Origin of the sequence: Kribbella sp. NPDC049174, from assembly GCF_043197365.1 — a bacterium.
Lineage (GTDB): Bacteria > Actinomycetota > Actinomycetes > Propionibacteriales > Kribbellaceae > Kribbella.
In genome coordinates this window covers 608,124-626,352 of record NZ_JBICSZ010000003.1, presented here as the reverse complement: position 1 = coordinate 626,352, position 18,229 = coordinate 608,124, and the positions used below count along the sequence as shown (strand labels likewise).

Here is an 18,229-nt window from a genome sequence, read left to right as displayed (position 1 = left end):
AACAGCTTGGTCGGTGTGCGAGGCTGGCGGGCATGGTGGCCGTCCCGTATCGCCTGATGCGTAACGTGATGATCGCCGCCGGTGTGCTCTACTGCAGCCTGCTGCTCGAGGCGGTGGCCGGCTTCCCGCTCGACATCCACGAGTCCTTCCTCAGCGAGCTCGGTGCCCGCGACCAGCCGACAAGCCCCTACGCCCGCGCCCTGGACCTCGGTGCGGGTGTCCTGCTGCTGATCGCCGCCATCCTCGGCCGGCCCGCGGCCCGGCTGAACCGCGACATGGCCGGCCTGCTGATCAGCGCCGCGGTTTTCGGCGCCGGGACGCTGTTCGACTCCTTCTCGCCGATGGACTGCGCACCATCGCTGAGCGAGGCCTGCCGGGCGGCCGAGGCGAGCGGTCAGGCCGGTACGGCGCTGCTCCTGCACGAGATCACTTCGACGATGGCCGGCATCGGCAGCGTTGCCATGGGCATCTTCGCCGTCCTGGTCCTGCGCCGCTCCGGCTGGGGCGGTGTGTGGGGCCGCCTGGTCGCCGTACTGGCCGCGGGCGTCGTGGTCACCCAAGCCTGGCTCGGCATCGAGACCGGCCTCGAGGTGCTGACGGGCAGCGACCTGCATCCACCCGGTATCCTGCAACGCGTCTCGGTCCTGCTGGTCTGCTTGATGTTGGCGACATTGCTACCAGGCCTGAGGCAGGCTTTCCTTCGATGACAACAACCTGGGTCGTTCTGCCCGGCCTGGCTGAGACTCCGGAGGAGTTCGGCCGGGTCGTCGAGTTGTTGCCGGGGCTTGATCTCCGGGTGGTCGATCCGTGGTGCACGCCGATCACGTCGGGCGTCGACGAGTTGCGCCGGGCGGCCGGCGTACCAGCGGAGGCGGAGATCGGGCTGATCGGGCACTCGATCGGCGGTCTCGCCGTACTGCGCTGGGCTCTGACCCGGCCGCTGGAGGTGAGCCGGGTCGTGCTCGTCGACACCAGCCTGACGTCCGAGACCGGCTGGCGCTGGCTCTATCCGGGCACGCGCGGTGATCGGGCGGTGCGCGCGTTCCTGCGGTTGCTCGGGCGGATCGGCGTACCGCAGCTGCTCGGCCCCGCGGTACGACGGCTGATCGTCCGGATCGGCAGCACCTCCAACCGGGATCTGTTGTCCAAGGCAACCGCACGGAAGCGGTACGGCGCCGCGTTGTCCTGGCTGCTGTTCTGGGGTGAACTGGCAAGCAGTTGGGAACTGGCCGCCGAGGTCGGCAAACTGGTTGCCGGCCCGGTCGGAGAGGTCCCGCCGACGACCCTGCTGGTCGCCACCGGCGGCAGCTCACGCTTCACCGCCGACCGCTGGCTGGCGGGTCAGCGTCGCCTGGCCGACCTACTGGACGGCACAGTCGAGGTGCTCCCCGATTCCGCCCACCTCGTACACCTCGACCGCCCCGACGCCATCGCCACCGCCGTCGGCCGCTGAACCCGATCCCGGAGAGACGGCCTAGGTTGTGCTGGTGAGGGCTGGGGTTGGGAGTTTGCGCTGCCAGACCTCGTCCAGGGCCATGCGCATCGCGCCGGTGACGACTGCGTCCTCGGCCAGGGCGGACAGCTCCAGCTTCGGGTGGTTCAGTGTGAGCAGTCGCAGCTGGTCGGAGATGGCGTCGAGCAGTACGGCGCCCGCGCGGGCGACACCGCCACCGATCACCACGGCAGTCGGGTCCAGCACGAGCACCGACGGGGCCAACGCCCGGGCGAAGTCGCGGGCGACCTGCTGCACGACGGCCTGAGCGACCGGGTCACGCTCTGCCGCAGCCGCGAACACATCGGCCGTGTCCAGCTGCTCGCCACCCAGCTCAGCCAGCCGGGAGTTGGGGTTGTCGAGTGCTGCCTGGCGGCCGAGCGCTGCGATGGCCTCAGAGCCGACCGCGCGCTCCAGCGGTCCGCGACTGTCCTCAGGGTTGATGACGTCGTCCGGATCTGTGGCGATGAAGCCGATCTCACCAGCCGCACCGGTGCCCCGGTGCAGCCGTCCGTCGATCACGATGCCGGCACCGAGGCGCTCACCCCACTGCACAGCCAGCAGCGTGCCAGTGCCGCCACGAGCCGCAGCAATGGCCAGCGCGGCCAGGTTGGCGTCGTTGTCTAGCATCACCGGGCAGTCGAGCAGGCTGCGGACATGCTTGGTCAGGTCGATCGCGGACCAGCCCGGCACACTCGGGACCAGCTGGACCCGGCCGGTGTGCTCATCGACGATCCCAGGGCTGGCGGCAACCGCGGCCGCGATGTCCTCGGCCGGTACTTCGGCCTCCGCCAGCGCCTCGGTGATCACCTCGCTGATGACTCCGAGTAGCTCCTGAGCGGTCCAGCCGGGGCCAGAGCGTCGTACCAGGGAGAGCTTGCGGCCGGCCAGGTCGGAGACGCCCACGGTCACCCGGTGTGGGCCGACGTCCAGGCCGAGCACCGGCGCCGCACGGCCGCGCAGCGAGACACGGATCGCCGGGCGGCCGAGTGAGCGGTCCGCCGAATCAGGCCCGTGCTGCTGCAGCCAGCCGGCGTCCAGCAGCTCGTCCACGGCCTGGGCCACGGTCGGTCTGGCCAGACCGGTCCGTTCGACCAGTTCGGCGACGCGTAGCGGCGCGGGCGCGGAGCGGCGCACCGCGTCCAGCACCGCGGCGACGTTGATCCGCCGCAGCATCGTCGTACCGCCGCCGCCGACCGTTCCCTTGCTCATGTCCGACCCCTTGCCTGCCACTCGCCCATCCTAATAGAAAGCGAGCGTTCATAAATTACCGTTTCGTACCGCGTCGACGGGCGGTCGCCGAATGCGTGAGTCGACAACTATCACCCTCCGGCCGTCCCGCGTTCCAGCACACGCATCAGTGCCGGAATCGGACCGCCTATTGGTCGGGACCGTCAGTCCTGGACAACGGTCCGGGCGAAACTGCTCAGTGCCTCCCGATCCGGTTGCTGTGTCTTGGTCATCAGGCTGGCCACGTGCTTCTCCACGGTCCGTGGCGAGATGTGCAGCCGGGACGCGATCGACTTGTTCCCGATCCGGTCCACCAGCAGCCGGCAGACCTCGTACTCGCGGCTGGTGATCCCGAGCTGCCGCAGATGCGCCGGCACCTGCTCGATCCCGCTCCGGCGCTGGGAGACGGTCGCGCCGAGCTGACGCAGCAGACTACGGCACGAACTGGCCACCACCGGGATCTCCGCATTGTGGAAGTAGTCCTCGGCCTGCCGCAGCCACGCGACCGGCTCACCCCAGCCGTCGGCGTGCGCAGGCTCGGCAACCATCCGCAGACCCAGGTGACGCGCCATCGGGTAGAGCGACGCGGTCTCCAGTGCCTCCGCCATCTTGGCGTTGGCCGCACCTATCTGACCGTCCCGGCCGAGCAGTACGGCGTGCGCCAGTTGAACGAACTGTTTGTTCCACCGCATTCCACTGGCCGCGGCTGCCGTGATCGCCTCGAAGTGTGCCCAGCTGTTGCGGCCGGACAGTACGCCGAGAAGCAGCCCCAGCCCGTACTTCCCCGACGTGTGCAGGGTGGTCGGGTTCTGAGCGTCGTACGCGAGAGCCTGGGCCATCTCGGAGTCGGCGAGCTCGCGGTTCTCCTCCAGCAGCGCGCAGAACGTCCGCGCGAGCCCGTAGGAGTACGGCAGCTCGTACGACGCCCGCTCGCCGCCCCAGTTGGCGGCCTCGGCCAGCGTCTCCTCCATCGCCGACCGACGTCCGCGATGTGCCTCGAGGATCGCCTTGGTGGAGAGGAAGTACGTCGCCGAGCGGCCGAGCCGGAGCCGCCGGGTGATCTCCAGGCACTCGTCGATGATGACCGCGGCCTTGTCGTACTCGGACCGCAGGATCGCCTGCTGGCCGAGGATCCCGTCCACCTCGTAGGCCAGCGGGATGGCGCCGATCCGCAGCGCCTGCTGCCGGGCCCGTTCGAGCTCGACGATGCTGCCGTTGGCCAGGCAGATCGTGCCGGCCTGGAAGATGTGCGAGCAGACCCGCTGGAAGGTCATGTTGTGCTCTTCGGCCACCAGTCGGGCCCGGTGGAAGAAGTCGATCGACCGGTCCAGGTCGTGCTCACGCGACAGGATGCCGAGCAGTTGCAGTGCGTCGCAGGCGACCGCGGGCAGCTTGGCGCGTTCGGCGGCTTCGGCCGCACGGGTGGCCAGCTCGGTCGCGGCCTTGAGCCGGCCGGGACTCGGCCGGGCCAGCTCGAGATGCGCGGCGATGGCGTCGACCGGTGCGAGGTCCGCGTCACCGGCGTCGACACCGAGCAGCGTCCGGGCCGTCGCGACCTGGGTCAGTGCCGCTGACCAGCGGCCGGCCATGTGCTCGAGATTCGCCAGCTGAACGTGCAGTGCGGCGACCTTGCGGCTGTCCAGGTTGCGGTCGGCCATCTCCTCGATGGTGGCGGCGTGGACCGTGCTGTTCTCGAACTGGCCGGTCTCACTCAATGCGATGAGCAACGACCCGAGCACCTCGGCCCGGTAGCTGGTGTCGGAATCGCTTGCCAGTAAGGCGGTCGCGCGCTCCAGCAGCTTCACCGCCGATGCCATCGACCCCTCGTCGAAGGACCGTCGGCCGGCCGTCGCGAACAGCCGGCCGGCTCGTGCCATGTCTCCACCGGTCTCCGCGAGCTCGGCCACCATCTGGCACCACTCACCCGGCAGTCCGGGGTGCAGCTCCTCGATCGCGTCCGCACACCGTCTGGCGAGTGTGGACCGTTCAGTCGGCGTCAGCCCGGCCAGCAACGCATCTGCGGTCAGCGGATGCCGGAACGCGTACCAGTCCGGCACTGGCTCGTCCGGACCTACCAACTGCGCGGCAAGCCCAGCACGCAACGTGGCGAGCAGCAACCGCTCGTCAGTCCCAGTCGCCTTGCGTACGACGCTCAACGGGAAGCGGTGGCCGATCACCGCAGCCAGCACCAACAGGTCACGTGACTGTGGCCCGAGCTGATCGGTCCGGCTACTGATGCTCCTGACAACGGCTGCCGGAACGTTTGTTTGCAGGCCGTCCACTACCTGCACACTGCCGTCAGCCTTCGACAGCAGCTGCCCGGACCGGCTCGCCTCCTGCAGCAGTTCCTCAACGATAAAAGGGATTCCAGCACTGTCCCGCCACAGTCGGTCGACCAGTGCATCGGGTACGCCGTCCGGCGGGACCTCGAGACAGCCGGAAGCCAGCTCACCCACCTCGGCCCGGTCCAACGGCTGCAACTCGACCAGAGCGGCCGAGCCGCGTTGTGCGGACAGCCTGGCGAGCTCGAGCGCCGCACAGGTCTCCGAGCGCAGTGTGGCGACCAGTGCGATCGGCTGGTCCTCCAGGTTGTCGAGTAGGTACTCGATCACTGCCAGTGTCTCGGGGTCCGACCCGTGCAGGTCTTCCAGCACCAGCAGACAACCACGGTCCTTGCCGACCAATGCGAGCAACCGCAGCACGGCTTCACCGAGTACGACGGCCGACGTGGCGGTGTTGTGCGCCGTACCGTCGTCCCACTCCGGGACCAGACGACCGAGCACCTGCCGATACGGACCGAGCCCGTCGGCCGCGGGCATCTCGCCGCGGCGGATCAGTGACAGCAGCGCCTCGGTGAACGGGCGGAACGCAACCATCGTGCCGATGGCCCCGACCCGGCCGCGCAACGTCGCCATGTCGTTGTCGAGCGCCCCTGTGGTGCCGACCCCGGCCAGCCGGCTCTTGCCGATTCCGGGCTCGCCGACGAGGAAGACCGCACCCCCATGACCGCCTCGGGCCGCGGCCAGCAGGCGGTGGAGCTGATCGATCTCCCGGTCTCTGCCGACCACTCTGGGCGCACGGGTCTGCATGCTTGCCAACTCTAACGACGTATCGCTGCCGCCGCAGCGAATGAGCAAGGCCGACCGGCCACCCCCCAGCGAACCGGTCGACCCATTGCCTTCAAACGCTTGCTCAGGCCTCGATGGTCGGCCACGTGCTGCCGAGATCGCTGGCCGCGACCGCGGCGGCGAACGCGCTCAGGCCGACGGTGCCGACCAGGGCCATCGCCCGGGCACCGATCTTGGAGCGCGCCGGCAACGTGATCGGACCGAGCGGGTCGGTGCCCTCCGGTGCCTGCTGGACGTCGGGCTGCTCTTCCTTGTGCTGGGCGGTCATGCTGTCTCCCCAATCGATAGGTGGGCGTCAGTGCTGTGGTGAGCGCTTCGGCCCGGCGGATGGTTCGAGCAGCAGGACGGACGGAACGCGTTCGGAGAACGCCAGCCGGAGCAGGCCGTAGCCGATTCCCGCCAGGCCGGTCAGCAAGCCTGGTGACGGAACCGCTCGCGGTGTCCCGCACTGTGGTCCGTACTGCTGTACTGCCGCGAGCACCAGCCCGGCCCGGCGTCGCCGGACCGCCTCAACAGCTGAGTGATCGCGTTCGGCGAGCCACACCAGTGGCTCCACCGCGCCGAGCTCGCCGTGACACAGACTCAAGTCGGCGAGCACCGGACGTTCTGCTGCGGTCCTCAGGTACGCCTCGAGGTCCGCGGGCACTCCGGCACTCAGCCGGGCCAACGCGGTCCCGGCGTCACCAGAGCACCAACCATGGCTACCAGGGCGCTCTGGCCGGTCCAGGTCGGCCGCCGCGCGTGCGGCGTCCATGTACCTGTCACCAGGTACGCCGTACCGGCCGAGAGCCCAGGCGATTCCCTGATAGCCCCGGGCGAAGCCGTGGTCCGCTGCTACTCGGCCACGGCGGAGCCCGAGCTCCACTGTGTTGACCAGCTCGTCCGCGTACCGCTCGGCGAGCCGGGTGGCGATCGCATTGCCTTGGATCGCACGCATGGCGGTGAGCCCGCCGGCTGCGCCTTCGGCGTACGTGAGGAACTCGTCGGGCTTGAGCTGCTCGGAGAGTTCGAGTGAGGCGGTCAGCCAGTTGGCGAGGTCGGAGTCGTCGAGGAGGGTGCGAAGGCGGTCTAGGCCATAGCTGATGCCGCCCAGTCCGTGCAGGCCCGGACCGACGAGCTGTGCGGACTCCGGGTCCGCGGCCAGGTTCTCCAGCAGGGCAGGGATCGGGCGGATCGCATCACGCGCCAGCTCGCAGTACTTCTGGGCTCCGGTCAGCACACCGACCTGCGCGAGGAAGAGCGCGGTGCCCGTGTAGCCGTTGGAAAGCCCTGCTCCCATTGGCCTGACGGCCCAGTGGTGGTCGTCGATGAGCTCGAGACCCAGCCAGTTCGCCGCACCGCCGCGTTCGCTCTGGACCTGCGCCATGATCTCGTCGGCGATGTCCGTGGCGGCGGCAAGCAGGTGATCGGGGTCGGCCTCGGTGGCACCGAGACCCGGCCTGCCGGCGGTGCTGGAGTGCACGATCGGCTCCGGCCTGGTGGCGAGCGTCGCGGAGATCAGCCACTTCTGCCGATCCTCGTCGATGTCGCTGAGACCTGCGATCTTCGCCTCGACCGCACTGAGGCCTTCGGTGGCCAGCACGTTCGGGATGCGAGTGCCGTCGGAGGCCCAGACGTCACGGCTGTCCGGTCGAGTCGTGAAGAGCGGTACGTCGCCCGCCCACAGGTCCGCGAGCTCGAACGGCACCACGCCGTGCAGGGCCTCGTCGGCGTCCCACAACAGGTCGAGCAGTTGGCTGCGGCCGGCTGCGTCCCGGAGTGCGTCCGGATGCGTCGACTCGTCCAAGAGACCTGTGTAGAGGCTGGTGCTCCTCGGCACGAAGCGGATCTGATCCGTCGCGCAACGGGCCAGCATGCCGTCCGCGCCGATCAGCTCCTCGCGGTGCCAGGCAATCGCCTCGTACGCGGCCCGGAACCCCGTGATCATGGCGATCTCATGGTCCCGCGGTTCGATGTCAGCACCGTCGAGTTGTGGTCGATTCTTGGCGCCGTGGGTCTTCCCGGGGCGCCGGACGAGATGCATCGAGTCCAGACCGGCGTCAGCCCAATCGACCACGCTTGTAGGTGCTGTCGCATCGGCGTCGCCGCCTAGTCCGGACATGTCTGCCACACCGTGCTCGCCGCTGACCAGCAGTGGTAGCAGCGCAGTGCGATAGACCGAGCTCAGCAGCGCGCGGTAGGCCGGGTCACGGCTGAGTGCACCTGCTGGTGCGTGACTCGGGTGGAACAGTGTCTCGACGTCGACGAGGACAGGCTGCTCGCCGACGGCGATCAGGTTCTCGTAGTGCATGTCCGTGCCGTCCAGCACGTACAGCAGTGCCAGCAGAGCGCCTTGCCGGTGGTAGAAGCGACGCACCTCGGCCAGGTCGTCGCAAGGCTGATGTACGACGTACTCCGACCAGCCGTACCCGTCGCGGGGGAGGAGGCCGACTGTGCGGATGTCGAGTCCGGTCTTGTCGTTCAGCCAGCCGACCAAGTCGTTGAAGTGGCTGTGCAGGTCGAGCGATCGCGGTTTGTAGACCAGCCGCCGCCCGTCCGCGAAGGTCAGGGTTGCCGTGGACCGGCCGCCCCGATGGGGATCGCCCGCGGGGTCGATGGCGGTCAGCGCGCCGGGATCACGGCCGTCGAGCAGTCCGGTGACGAGCGACTCACGGTCTTCGGCGAGCCGTGCCAGCAGTTCGAGGTGACCCTCGACGCCTTGCCGGCACGACTCGCCCAGGACCCGGGCCAGCACCGGGTAGGTGGCCAGGAACTCCGCCAGCTCGCTCCCTCCGACGAGCCGGTGGGTGAAGTCCAGAAAACGTGCGGCCGGGGTGGCACCGGCCAGTTCGCCGCGGTCACGTGCGCGGGCGAGCTCCAGCACCAGCGTCCGCGACGCCAGCTTCACCATTCGCAGTCCGAGCCGTTGCAGCAAGTGCTCCGCCAGTACGCCGCTGTGACCGGCGGCCGCGAGGTCGCGCCGAGCGGAGGAGAGCAGCGGGTCGAGGCAGCGCATAAGCGCCTGCCGCCAGTCGCTGTGCCCACCCGAAGCCTCGTCAGCCCCACCTGATGTGTGGCCACCGACGGCATCGGTCCCTGCGGGGCTGCGACCGGCGGCAGGCGCGGTCAGGTTGGTGCTTCGCTCGACGTACTCGGCCCAGGCCGGCGCCGACGTCGTCAACTCGTGCGGGCGCATCCCGGCGGACCACCAGGCGTTGCGGTGGTCGGTCCGGGCCGGCCCGGCGGTCGCTGAGTTGAGCACGCGGACAGGCTGCCATCGTGGACCCGCCCCAGACATGGGTATCGAGCCCCCATATTTCGCGGAAAGGCCGGAAAGAGCACATGGCGACACCTGCCGCGGGGTGACGACTGGGGGTTGACCACCCCGCGGCAGCAGCGCCCGGCCGGAGCGGCCTCTGGTGGAAGGCCGGCCCGGCTCAGGAAGGGAGCGCTACGGCTCCCAGCTCTGTGTCTGCACTCGTCGTCGGCCTCCTCTGTCCGCGAAATCTGGAAGGAACGCCGGGAACACTGCCCGACCGATCAGCGGTCCGGCAAGACCTGCGCACCCCCATTTTCGAGACTCGGCGCTCCGGTCGGAGGGTGGGTGTTCGCGGGCCGGAACATGGGTGCCGAACACCCATGCGCGAACCGCTCGGACACTGCCACGGTGAGCAGGTGCTCGCCCCCGTGACTCCCGGACTGCCCGTCTCAGCGCATTCGGTGCTCGACGTCGTACCGCAGCTGCCCGGTCAGTCGGCTGCGGCCGCACTCCGGGAGACCGCGGAGGTGGCACGAGCTGCCGACGACCTCGGATATCGCCGATTCTGGTTGGGGGAGCAGCACGGCGTCCGAGGCGTCGGTAGCGCGACGCCGGCCGTGCTCGCGGCTGTCCTGGCCGCGCGGACCGATCGGATCCGCCTGGGCTCGGGCGGCGCGCTGCTGACGACCCACCAGCCCCTCGTCATCGCGGAGCAGTTCGCCGCGCTGGCAGCGGCGTACCCGAGTCGGATCGATCTCGGTGTGGGTCAGCAGAACGGTCTGGTGCCCAGTACGGCGGCCGCACTCGGCGGGGCTGCCCACGAGACGTTCCCGCAGCGGCTGGACGAGCTGTGTGGGTTCCTGCGCGACGGACTACCTGGGCGGGCGCCAGTGGGTGACGTACGGCTGTCACTGGCCGGCTTGCCACCACCTGTCTTCGTTCTGGCCGATCACCCCGGTGCTGCGGCGACTGCCGCCGTACGAGGGTTGCCTGTCTTCCTGGCGCATCACTGTGCCGCTGCCACGACGCCTGCGGCTGTGGCGGCGTACCAGGATCACTTCGAGGCGAGCGGGCCCACGGTGAAGCCGTACCTGGGGGTGACGGTCGGTGTGGTCGCGGCGGACTCCGAGGAGGAGGCAATCATCCGGTTCGCGGAGTACGTGCGCGTGAAGACGCGTCTCGCGACTGCGTCGCCACGGGCCACTCCGGCCGAGTTGATGGAGTTGCTGGAGCCGCCACTGACCGGCCGCGAGCGCGGCCGGGCGGAGCGGCTACTCGACGACCCCGGCCACATCGTCGGCTCACGGACCACAGTGGTGTCCGGACTGGGCTCACTGGTGGCCAGCACCGCCGCCGACGAGATCATGCTGGTCCCACTGGCCTTCGACGGCCTGGTCAGGTCCGCCATCCTCCGCACCATCGCGGCCGGTCTCACCCGCACGATCCGCACCGTCCCGCGGCACGCACCACCGCTCATCGCCACAGCCTGAACGGGGTACCTATCGTGGGTACTGCCGGACGCAACAGAAAGGCAGGCTCATGGAGCGGGAAGTCGTTGAGGCATGTCCGAACGAGCTGTTCATCGGCGGCAAGTGGCAGGCGGCCACAGGTGGTAAGACCCTGGCCGTCGAGGACCCGGCCACCGGTACGACGCTGTGCGAAGTAGCTGATGCGAGTCCTGCCGACGGCGTGGCCGCCCTGGACGCTGCCGTCGCGGCGCAGGCGGAGTGGGCCGCGACGCCTCCACGCGAGCGCGGCGAGATCCTCCGCCGTACCTATGAGCTGATGACCGAGCGGGCCGACGACCTGGCGCTGCTGATGACGCTGGAGATGGGCAAGCCGGTCGCCGAGTCCAAGGGCGAGATCGCCTACGCGGCCGAGTTCTTCCGCTGGTTCGCCGAGGAGGCGGTCCGGATCGACGGCGGCTACCAGGTCGCACCGAACGGCAAGGGCCGCTTCCTGGTGATGCGGCAGCCGGTCGGCCCGTGCCTGCTGATCACGCCGTGGAACTTCCCAGCCGCGATGGGGGCCCGCAAGATCGGCCCGGCCGTCGCGGCCGGCTGCACGATGGTGATGAAGCCGGCCGCCCAGACCCCGTTGTCGATGCTCAAACTGGCCGAGCTGATGACCGAGGCCGGATTGCCCGCCGGTGTGCTGAACGTGGTCACGACCAGCGACTCCGGCGGGGTGATGGAGCCGCTGATCCGGGACGGACGCGCCCGCAAGCTGTCCTTCACCGGCTCGACCCAGGTCGGCCGCAAGCTGATCGAGCAGGCCGCCGAGCAGGTGCTGCGGACCAGCATGGAGCTGGGCGGGAACGCACCGCTGCTGGTGTTCGCCGACGCCGACCTGGACAAGGCCGTCGACGGCGCGATGCTGGCCAAGATGCGCAACGGCGGCGAGGCCTGTACGGCGGCCAACCGGATCTACGTGCAGACACCGGTGATGGACGAGTTCGCGACCAGACTCGCCGAGCGGATGGCCGCGCTGACGGTCGGCCGCGGGACCGAGGCGGGGGTCGACGTCGGCCCCCTGATCGACGCCACCCAGCGGGACAAGGTGAAGGACCTCGTCGATGACGCGGTCGCCCAGGGCGCCCGGGTGCTGACCGGCGCATCGGTTGCTGAAGGCAACGGATATTTCTACCCGCCGACGGTGCTGGCCGACGTACCGACGAGTGCGCGGTTGCAGAAGGAGGAGATCTTCGGCCCGGTCGCCCCGCTGACCGCCTTCGAGACCGAGGAGGAAGCGGTCCGGATGGCGAACGACACCGAGTACGGCCTGGTCTCCTACCTGTTCACCAACGACCTGACCCGTGCGCTCCGCGTCTCCGAACGCCTGGAAACCGGCATGATCGGCCTCAACCAGGGCATCGTCTCCAACCCGGCGGCACCCTTCGGCGGCGTCAAACAGTCCGGCCTCGGCCGCGAGGGCGGCAGCACCGGCATCGACGAGTACCTGGAGATCAAGTACGTCGCCATCAACGTGGACTGATCACTCCGCCAGCCACTGCTGGATCGTCTCCTGGTCCGGCCGGGGGCTGGTCCCGATCGCGTGCGGGACGAACCGCGCGTAGTAGTCGGTGATCGGCCCGTCGGACTCGCGGACCATCATCCCGGCCGCGACGCCGTCGACGATCCAGCTGCCGATGACGGCGCGGTTCCCCTCGTACGACGGCAGCGGCAGGTACTCCTGGTAGACCATCGTCGCGGTGTCGTACGGACCGTCGTGGATCTGGTCGTCGGCGCCGGCGACGGTGTGGATCCGGATGTTGCTGCCTTCCCGGCCGTGCAGCGGTTTCGCCACCCACTCGAGCAGGTCGCCAGGATCACCGAAGTACGCCGGCAGCAGGTTCGGATGGTCCGGGTACAGCTCCCACAGCACCGGCAGGATCGCCTTGGTGGACAGCATCGTCTTCCAGATCGGCTCGATCCACCTGACCGGTTCGGGCTCCAGCCCGGCCAGCACGTACCGGCCGAACTCGTCGTCCAGCATGTCCTCCCACGGGTAGAGCTTGAACGCGGTCCGGATCGGTCGCCCGCCCCAGTCCACGAAGGCTCGTCGCGCCGAGTCCCAGCCGACGTCCTCGAGCTCGTGCCCGTACGTCGCCAGTCCGGCCATCGCGGCGGTGTCGCGCAGGTAGGCGACCGTCATCGCCTCCTCGCCGGACGTCTCCGCACCGGAGTTGAAGAAATGTGCCTCGTTGCCCGGGAAGTGGCCGGCCGCGAGGTGCTCGGCCCACCACTTGACCAGGCGGTCGTGCACCGAGTTCCACTGGTCCGCGTCCGGGAACACGTCCTCCAGCCAGTTCCACTGGATCACCGCGGACTCGACCAGTCCGGTCGGGGTGTCGCCGTTGATCTCCAGCATCTTCGGCTCGACGCCGCTCCAGGCCAGGTCGAACCGCGCGTAGACGGACAGGTCGTCGCGCTTCAACGACTCGCGCACCAACGGCAGTGTGCCGGGGGCGAGGCCGAGCTGGGTGTCGGAGAACCGGTCACCCGACGCCATCACCGACGCCGCGTGCCGGCACATCTCGTACAGCTCCTCGGTGACGCGCTCGAGGTGCAGTACCTCGTCCATCGTCACCTCGTACCAGGCGCTCTCGTTCCAGTACGGCGTCTCGGAGCCGTCCGGCAGATCGGTCATCGGGAAGACCAGGCCCTGCTCGACGACGGTGTCCTTCCAGCGCGGCCGGGGCTTGATCGCGTGCCGCCACATCAGCCGCCAGAGCTCCCCTTGCCCGCCTTGCCGAACCCGCCCCGAGTGATGGTGCCGATATCGCCGCCACCCTTGTCCAGGCCGCCCCGCTTGACGGTCGGCGACCCGGTCCGCGGGACCGTGTAGGTGCCGGCGCCGGCGTTGTAGCTGCCGCCGATCGGTGGCACGAACCCGCCGCCCCGGGTGGCCATGTAGAACCAGAAGAACCCGGCACCGGAGCCGTGGTACTCGCGCTCGTCGGTGCAGTTCTCGTCATCCGCGCGGGTCTGGGTCTGCGGGTCGACGCAGATCGCGGCATAGTCCGGCTGTTTCTCACTGGCGCACCCGGTCAGCGACGCAGCCATCAGTGCCGTCAGCCCGAGCGTGACCTTGGCACTGCGCATCCGCTTGCGTCTCATCGCCTACCCTCCCCCTCGGCGGGCGGCTTCATCGAGAACATGATCGCCGCCCCGACCACCATGGTTACACCCACCACAACCAGCGGCGCCGCGCCCACATCCACCACCGCGAGCACGAGCACCACCGCGAACGACAAGCTCGCCAGCACCGGCACTACCAGTCGCTGCACGAGCCGCTCCCGTACCGCGCCTCTGAAGTAGACCGGTACGGCGGCCGCCGTGGCCAGGTAGTACAGCGACACCAGCACCGACACAGCCGCGACCGAGTCGGCCAGTACGGCGTCCGAGGTCAGCACGAGTACGACGTACACGAGCACACTCACACCCGCGAACGCCCAGGTGGACACGGTCGGCGTCTGGTAGCGGGCGGAGATCCGCGCGAACTGCCCGGGGAACGCATCCCGCCGGGCCATCGACAGCATCGTCCGGGCCGTCGGCAGAATCGTGGTCTGCGTCGAGGCCAGCGCCGACACCAGCACCGCGACGACCAGGAGTTGCCCGCCGGTCGTGCCGAGCAGGTCGCTCGACAGGACGGCGAAGAAGTCGTCGTCGGCGATGTCCGCGAGCGGAACCACCCCGGTGTACGCGACCGCGGCCCACGCGACCACGACGTAGAGGATGACCAGGAAGCCGTTCGCGACCAGCGCGGCGATCGCCGGTGTCCGGCTCGGGTTGCGGGTCTCCTCGTTGACGCTGAAGGACGAGTCCCAGCCCCAGTAGAGGAACACCGCGACCAGTACGCCGGCCGCCCACGCACTGTCACCGGTCTCCGTGAACGCGGGGATGCTCAGCGACCCGGCCTCGCGGAACGCGTTGATCGCGAACCACAACAGCGCGACGACCTCGACGGTCAGCAGCACGAACTGCGTGGTCGCGGCGACCCGGATACCGCGATAGGCGAGCAGGGCCATCACCAGGATGAACGCCGTGCCGAGCCCGGCCTGCGCGAGCCGGGAGTCGGCGGCACTGTCCAGGCCGAACAGGACGTAGGTGTAGACGGCGGCGACCTGGGCGAGGTTGCTCATCACCAGGACACACGCCATCACCGTGGTCCAGCCGACCATCCGGCCGGTGCCGATACCGAACGCCTTCTCCGTCCACGGGAACGTCGTCCCGCAGTCCGGCTCCGCTCGGTTCAGCTCACGGAAGCACAGCGCGACCAGGATCACCGGGACCGCACTCACCGCCAGCACCAGCGGAGCCGCCGCGCCGGTGTACCCGGCGAGTAGTCCCACCGAGACAGCCAGTGAGTACGCCGGTGCCGTCGAGGCGATCCCGATCGCGGTCGACGAGCTCAAACCCAGCGCATCGCGCCGCAATCTCCGCCCCCGCGACCGCGAACCAGTAGTCGTCATACCATCCATCCGCTCGGTCGTCCCCCCAGCCTGCCACCTCCCCGGGGTCTCGGACCGCGCAGCCCCTCAGCTCACCAGGTCGTTGGCCGATCGCAGGACGGGTACGCCGACGATGCTGGGGGCAGCGGCACCGGTGACGTGGAAGGTGTGGGACTCGCCGGCGGAGAGGGTGACGAGGCCGGAGTCGACCCGGGCCGCCGGGTCCAGCCGGTCCGGGAACAACGCGAGGTCCTTGGCCAAGGCCGTCGCCGTGACGGTGACGTCGTACCCGTCGGCCGTCGCGGTGACCGAGGCGGCGTAGGCGTCTCCGCTCAGGCGCAGGGCAGTGTCCTCGACGAAGTACCAGTACGTCGTTGTGCCGTCGGCGCCCCGGACCTCGAGGTACTCACGCGTCGGGTCGGACGGCTTGGTGATGGACTCGGGCAGCGAGCTCAGCGTCGCCGATCGCGGCTCGACCTCCAGGGCGAAGGTCTCCCTGGCAAAGCTCTCGGAGCCGGTGGACCGGCGGGTGACGGTGACCTCGGTCGACCAGGTCGTGTCCGTGTCGTTGTGCGCGGCAACCACCAGCTCGTTCTCCCGCGGCTGGACAGTCAGCAGGCGTTCGGCGTACACGCGCTTCAACGTGAACCACAGTGGCTTCCGGATCCCGTGACCGTCGACTGCGGCCCAGGAGACCACCGGCCAGTTGTCGTTCAGCTGCCAGACGACCGCGCCCGTGTTCAGCGGGTACAGACTCCGGAAGTGTTCGATGCCGAAGGCAATCGCCCGCGCCTGGTTCAGCTGGGTCGTCCAGTGCCAGTCGTCGATGTCCTTCCACTTCGGCAGGTGATTGCCCAGTCCACGCTCGAGCTTGAGGTTGCCCTCGAACGCCTTCTGGTGCACGAGCATCTGCTCGCCGTACGGGTCCAGCGGCTCGTCGTGCACGACCGAGGTCAGCGTCGACCAGGCCGGCGGCCCCTGGAACCCGAACTCCGACACGAACCGCGGCTTGTACTTCCGGTACGTCGTGTAGTCCACCTGGTTCCAGACGTCCCAGATGTGCATGGTGCCGTGGCGCTCGTCGTTCGGGTGGATGAACTGGTCGAACGAGTACGGGCTGCCCTGCGAGTACGGCGTCCGCGGGTCGAGCTCGGCCACGATCTTGGGGAGCAGGTCGAAGTAGTACCCGGCACCCCACGGCCGGCCGGCCAGCGGCACCCGCCAGCCCCACTCGACGTAGCCCCAGATGTTCTCGTTGTTGCCGTTCCACACCGTCAGACTGGCGTGCCGGCTGAGCCGGGTGACCGCCTCGCGTGCCTCGGCCTCCACCTCGCCGGCCAGCGCCTCGTCCTCCGAGTACGCCGCACACGCGAACAGGAAGTCCTGCCAGACAAGGATTCCCTGCTCGTCGCAGAGGTCGTAGAAGTCTTCGCTCTCGTAGATCCCGCCACCCCAGACCCGCAGCAGGTTCATCCCCGCGTCGACCGCGTCCTGGATGCTGGTCTCGTACGTCGCCCGGTTCAGCCGGGTCACGAACGCGTCGTCCGGGATCCAGTTCGCCCCGCGCACGTAGATCGGCTTGTCGTTGACTGACAGCACGAACTGGGTGCCGTTGTCGTCCGGGTCGACGTTCAGCGACACGGTCCGGAACCCGACCCGGCCCTGCCAACGGTCCTCGTGCACCGCGACTGTGACGTCGTACAAAGGCTGTTCGCCGTGTCCGCGCGGCCACCAGACGTCGACCGCGTCGACGGTCGACGTGAGCGAAGCCGTCTCGGTGCCAGCTGCAACAGTCAGCTCGGCGGTCGTCCCACCGACCTCGACCGTGACGGTCACGTCCTCGCTGAACCCGTCCGCCCACGCCAGCGTGAGTTCGGTGTTCAGTACGCCGTTGGTGCCGTCGAGACCGGCGAGCGGACGGACCGAGTCGATCCGGACGCCGGACCACGACTCGATCCGGATCGGCCGCCAGATCCCGACGGTCGCCACATCCGGTCCCCAGTCCCAGCCGTAGTTGCTGGCCATCTTCCGCAACGCGTTGTACGGATGGAGATTCGTGTGCGGCCACGTCCCGTACCCAGCCGATACTTCCTCGGCCGCCGTCACCGGCCCGGCGAACTCGATCACCAACTCGTTGCCCTCGGCCACCAGCAGGCCGGTGACATCGAACCGGTACGACCGGTGCTGGTTCGCGGTCCGGCCCAGTTCCCGGCCGTTCAGGGTGATGGTCGCGACCGTGTCGAGCCCCTCGGCAACCAGTTCCTGGACGTCGTTGCCATCGGCGGTCCAGTCGAACGACGTCTGGTAGCTCCAGCTGGTCCGGCCGATCCAGGCCAGCGCGGACTCGTTGTCCCCGTCGAACGGATCCGGGATCTCCCCGGCCGCGAGCAGGTCGGTGTGGACCTCACCGGGAACGGTGGCGGGGATCGTCTTGCCGAACTGCCCGTCGAGCGCACGCACGGTCCAGGCGGCGCCGCCCTCGGTGGTCAGCGGGACTGTCTTCACGGATGTCACAGGAGCTCTCCAGAGTGAACCGGTTTAGTTGGCGCACACCGCTCCCTGGGCCGGGAGCGGTGCCTTCAGTCTTCCAGGACGACCTGTCGCCACAGGTCGGCGATCGCCCGATGCCCGGCGGCGGTCGGGTGCACCCCGTCGCCGGCCAGCGTCGCTGCCCCGAGGTGCGACGCCTGCCGGTTCAGCTCGACATCGGCCGGTACCAGGATGGCGCCGTACTCGACGGCGAGTTTGCGGACCACATCGAGCTTCGGATCGAGGTCCTCCCGCCAGGTCTCCTGCCCGTCCTTCACCGGAAGCAGGAACGGCTCGACCAGTACGACGGGACACGTGAGCGGATCCAGCAACGCCCGGTACGACTCCTCGAACGACTCGGCCGTGGTCGGGTCGTCCTCGTCGTACCGGCGCCAGGTGTCGTTGATGCCGATCAGGACCGACACCAGCGACGGCTCGTACGCGAGTACGTCGGTGGACCAGCGGCCGACCAGGTCGACGGCCCGGTTGCCGCTGATGCCGGCGTTGACGATCCGCGGCCGGCGCGCGCCGAGATCGTCGTACAGGTTCCGGACGTACCCAGTGCCGAGGGCGTCGGGGTCGGTCCGGCGACCGCAGTCGGTGACGGAATCCCCGGCGAACACGACGGTTCGCCGGGGATCCAGCAGTAGTGAGGTCAC

Annotated in this window: 13 protein-coding genes; 4 read left to right on the top strand and 9 right to left on the bottom strand. The window is 69.2% G+C overall.

Features of this window, described 5'->3' with window-relative positions:
• Positions 1 to 32 precede the first annotated feature (32 nt).
• A complete protein-coding gene (locus tag ACGFIF_RS20300; protein WP_393156340.1) occupies positions 33 to 707 on the top strand; it encodes a DUF998 domain-containing protein in 675 nt (224 codons plus the stop codon).
• A complete protein-coding gene (locus ACGFIF_RS20295; protein WP_393156339.1) occupies positions 704 to 1,453 on the top strand; it encodes an alpha/beta fold hydrolase in 750 nt (249 codons plus the stop codon). The genes ACGFIF_RS20300 and ACGFIF_RS20295 overlap by 4 nt, the downstream gene beginning before the upstream one ends.
• A 21-nt stretch (positions 1,454 to 1,474) precedes the next feature.
• Here ACGFIF_RS20295 and ACGFIF_RS20290 read toward each other — a convergent pair whose 3' ends face one another.
• From ACGFIF_RS20290 to ACGFIF_RS20275, 4 genes are all read right to left on the bottom strand, one after another.
• Positions 1,475 to 2,704, bottom strand: a complete 1,230-nt coding sequence (locus tag ACGFIF_RS20290) for an ROK family protein (RefSeq protein WP_393156338.1) — start codon at positions 2,702 to 2,704, stop codon at positions 1,475 to 1,477.
• Positions 2,705 to 2,886: 182 nt separating this feature from the next.
• Entirely contained in the window at positions 2,887 to 5,811 is a 2,925-nt protein-coding gene (locus ACGFIF_RS20285; RefSeq protein ID WP_393156336.1) for an ATP-binding protein, read from the bottom strand.
• 103 nt (positions 5,812 to 5,914) lie between these two features.
• Entirely contained in the window at positions 5,915 to 6,118 is a 204-nt protein-coding gene (locus tag ACGFIF_RS20280) for a hypothetical protein (protein ID WP_393156335.1), read from the bottom strand.
• Between the two features lie 27 nt (positions 6,119 to 6,145).
• Positions 6,146 to 9,091 carry a type 2 lanthipeptide synthetase LanM family protein gene (locus tag ACGFIF_RS20275; RefSeq protein ID WP_393156333.1) on the bottom strand — a complete coding sequence of 982 codons (2,946 nt, stop codon included), beginning with the start codon at positions 9,089 to 9,091 and terminating at the stop codon, positions 6,146 to 6,148.
• 377 nt (positions 9,092 to 9,468) lie between these two features.
• Between ACGFIF_RS20275 and ACGFIF_RS20270 the strand changes: the two genes are divergently transcribed.
• Both ACGFIF_RS20270 and ACGFIF_RS20265 read left to right on the top strand, forming a co-directional pair.
• Positions 9,469 to 10,578, top strand: a complete 1,110-nt coding sequence (locus ACGFIF_RS20270) for an MsnO8 family LLM class oxidoreductase (RefSeq protein WP_393156331.1) — start codon at positions 9,469 to 9,471, stop codon at positions 10,576 to 10,578.
• Positions 10,579 to 10,627: 49 nt separating this feature from the next.
• Positions 10,628 to 12,082 (top strand): NAD-dependent succinate-semialdehyde dehydrogenase, encoded by a 1,455-nt coding sequence (locus ACGFIF_RS20265; RefSeq protein ID WP_393156330.1) that lies wholly within the window; start codon positions 10,628 to 10,630, stop codon positions 12,080 to 12,082.
• Here the strand turns inward: ACGFIF_RS20265 and ACGFIF_RS20260 are convergent, their stop codons facing one another.
• The 5 genes from ACGFIF_RS20260 to ACGFIF_RS20240 form a co-directional block, all read right to left on the bottom strand.
• Positions 12,083 to 13,309 (bottom strand): glutathionylspermidine synthase family protein, encoded by a 1,227-nt coding sequence (locus ACGFIF_RS20260; protein ID WP_393156328.1) that lies wholly within the window; start codon positions 13,307 to 13,309, stop codon positions 12,083 to 12,085.
• Positions 13,309 to 13,707, bottom strand: a complete 399-nt coding sequence (locus tag ACGFIF_RS20255; RefSeq protein WP_393156326.1) for a hypothetical protein — start codon at positions 13,705 to 13,707, stop codon at positions 13,309 to 13,311. Before ACGFIF_RS20255 ends, ACGFIF_RS20260 begins: the two co-directional genes overlap by 1 nt.
• Positions 13,704 to 15,062 (bottom strand): APC family permease, encoded by a 1,359-nt coding sequence (locus tag ACGFIF_RS20250; protein WP_393156325.1) that lies wholly within the window; start codon positions 15,060 to 15,062, stop codon positions 13,704 to 13,706. Before ACGFIF_RS20250 ends, ACGFIF_RS20255 begins: the two co-directional genes overlap by 4 nt.
• A 66-nt stretch (positions 15,063 to 15,128) precedes the next feature.
• Positions 15,129 to 17,546: a glycoside hydrolase family 2 protein gene (locus ACGFIF_RS20245; RefSeq protein ID WP_393156324.1), complete on the bottom strand. Its 2,418-nt coding sequence runs from the start codon at positions 17,544 to 17,546 to the stop codon at positions 15,129 to 15,131.
• A 74-nt stretch (positions 17,547 to 17,620) separates the two neighbouring features.
• Complete coding sequence (locus tag ACGFIF_RS20240; RefSeq protein ID WP_393156323.1) at positions 17,621 to 18,229, bottom strand: SGNH/GDSL hydrolase family protein; 609 nt, start codon at positions 18,227 to 18,229, stop codon at positions 17,621 to 17,623.

Excerpts from the sequence above, each read along its gene's own strand:
- ACGFIF_RS20300 (WP_393156340.1), top strand. The coding sequence starts at position 33 with ATGGTGGCCGTCCCGTATCGCCTGATGCGTAACGTGATGATCGCCGCC.
- ACGFIF_RS20295 (WP_393156339.1), top strand. The coding sequence starts at position 704 with ATGACAACAACCTGGGTCGTTCTGCCCGGCCTGGCTGAGACTCCGGAG.
- ACGFIF_RS20290 (WP_393156338.1), bottom strand. The coding sequence starts at position 2,704 with ATGAGCAAGGGAACGGTCGGCGGCGGCGGTACGACGATGCTGCGGCGG.
- ACGFIF_RS20285 (WP_393156336.1), bottom strand. The coding sequence starts at position 5,811 with ATGCAGACCCGTGCGCCCAGAGTGGTCGGCAGAGACCGGGAGATCGAT.
- ACGFIF_RS20280 (WP_393156335.1), bottom strand. The coding sequence starts at position 6,118 with ATGACCGCCCAGCACAAGGAAGAGCAGCCCGACGTCCAGCAGGCACCG.
- ACGFIF_RS20270 (WP_393156331.1), top strand. The coding sequence starts at position 9,469 with ATGCGCGAACCGCTCGGACACTGCCACGGTGAGCAGGTGCTCGCCCCC.
- ACGFIF_RS20265 (WP_393156330.1), top strand. The coding sequence starts at position 10,628 with ATGGAGCGGGAAGTCGTTGAGGCATGTCCGAACGAGCTGTTCATCGGC.
- ACGFIF_RS20260 (WP_393156328.1), bottom strand. The coding sequence starts at position 13,309 with ATGTGGCGGCACGCGATCAAGCCCCGGCCGCGCTGGAAGGACACCGTC.
- ACGFIF_RS20255 (WP_393156326.1), bottom strand. The coding sequence starts at position 13,707 with ATGAGACGCAAGCGGATGCGCAGTGCCAAGGTCACGCTCGGGCTGACG.
- ACGFIF_RS20250 (WP_393156325.1), bottom strand. The coding sequence starts at position 15,062 with ATGACGACTACTGGTTCGCGGTCGCGGGGGCGGAGATTGCGGCGCGAT.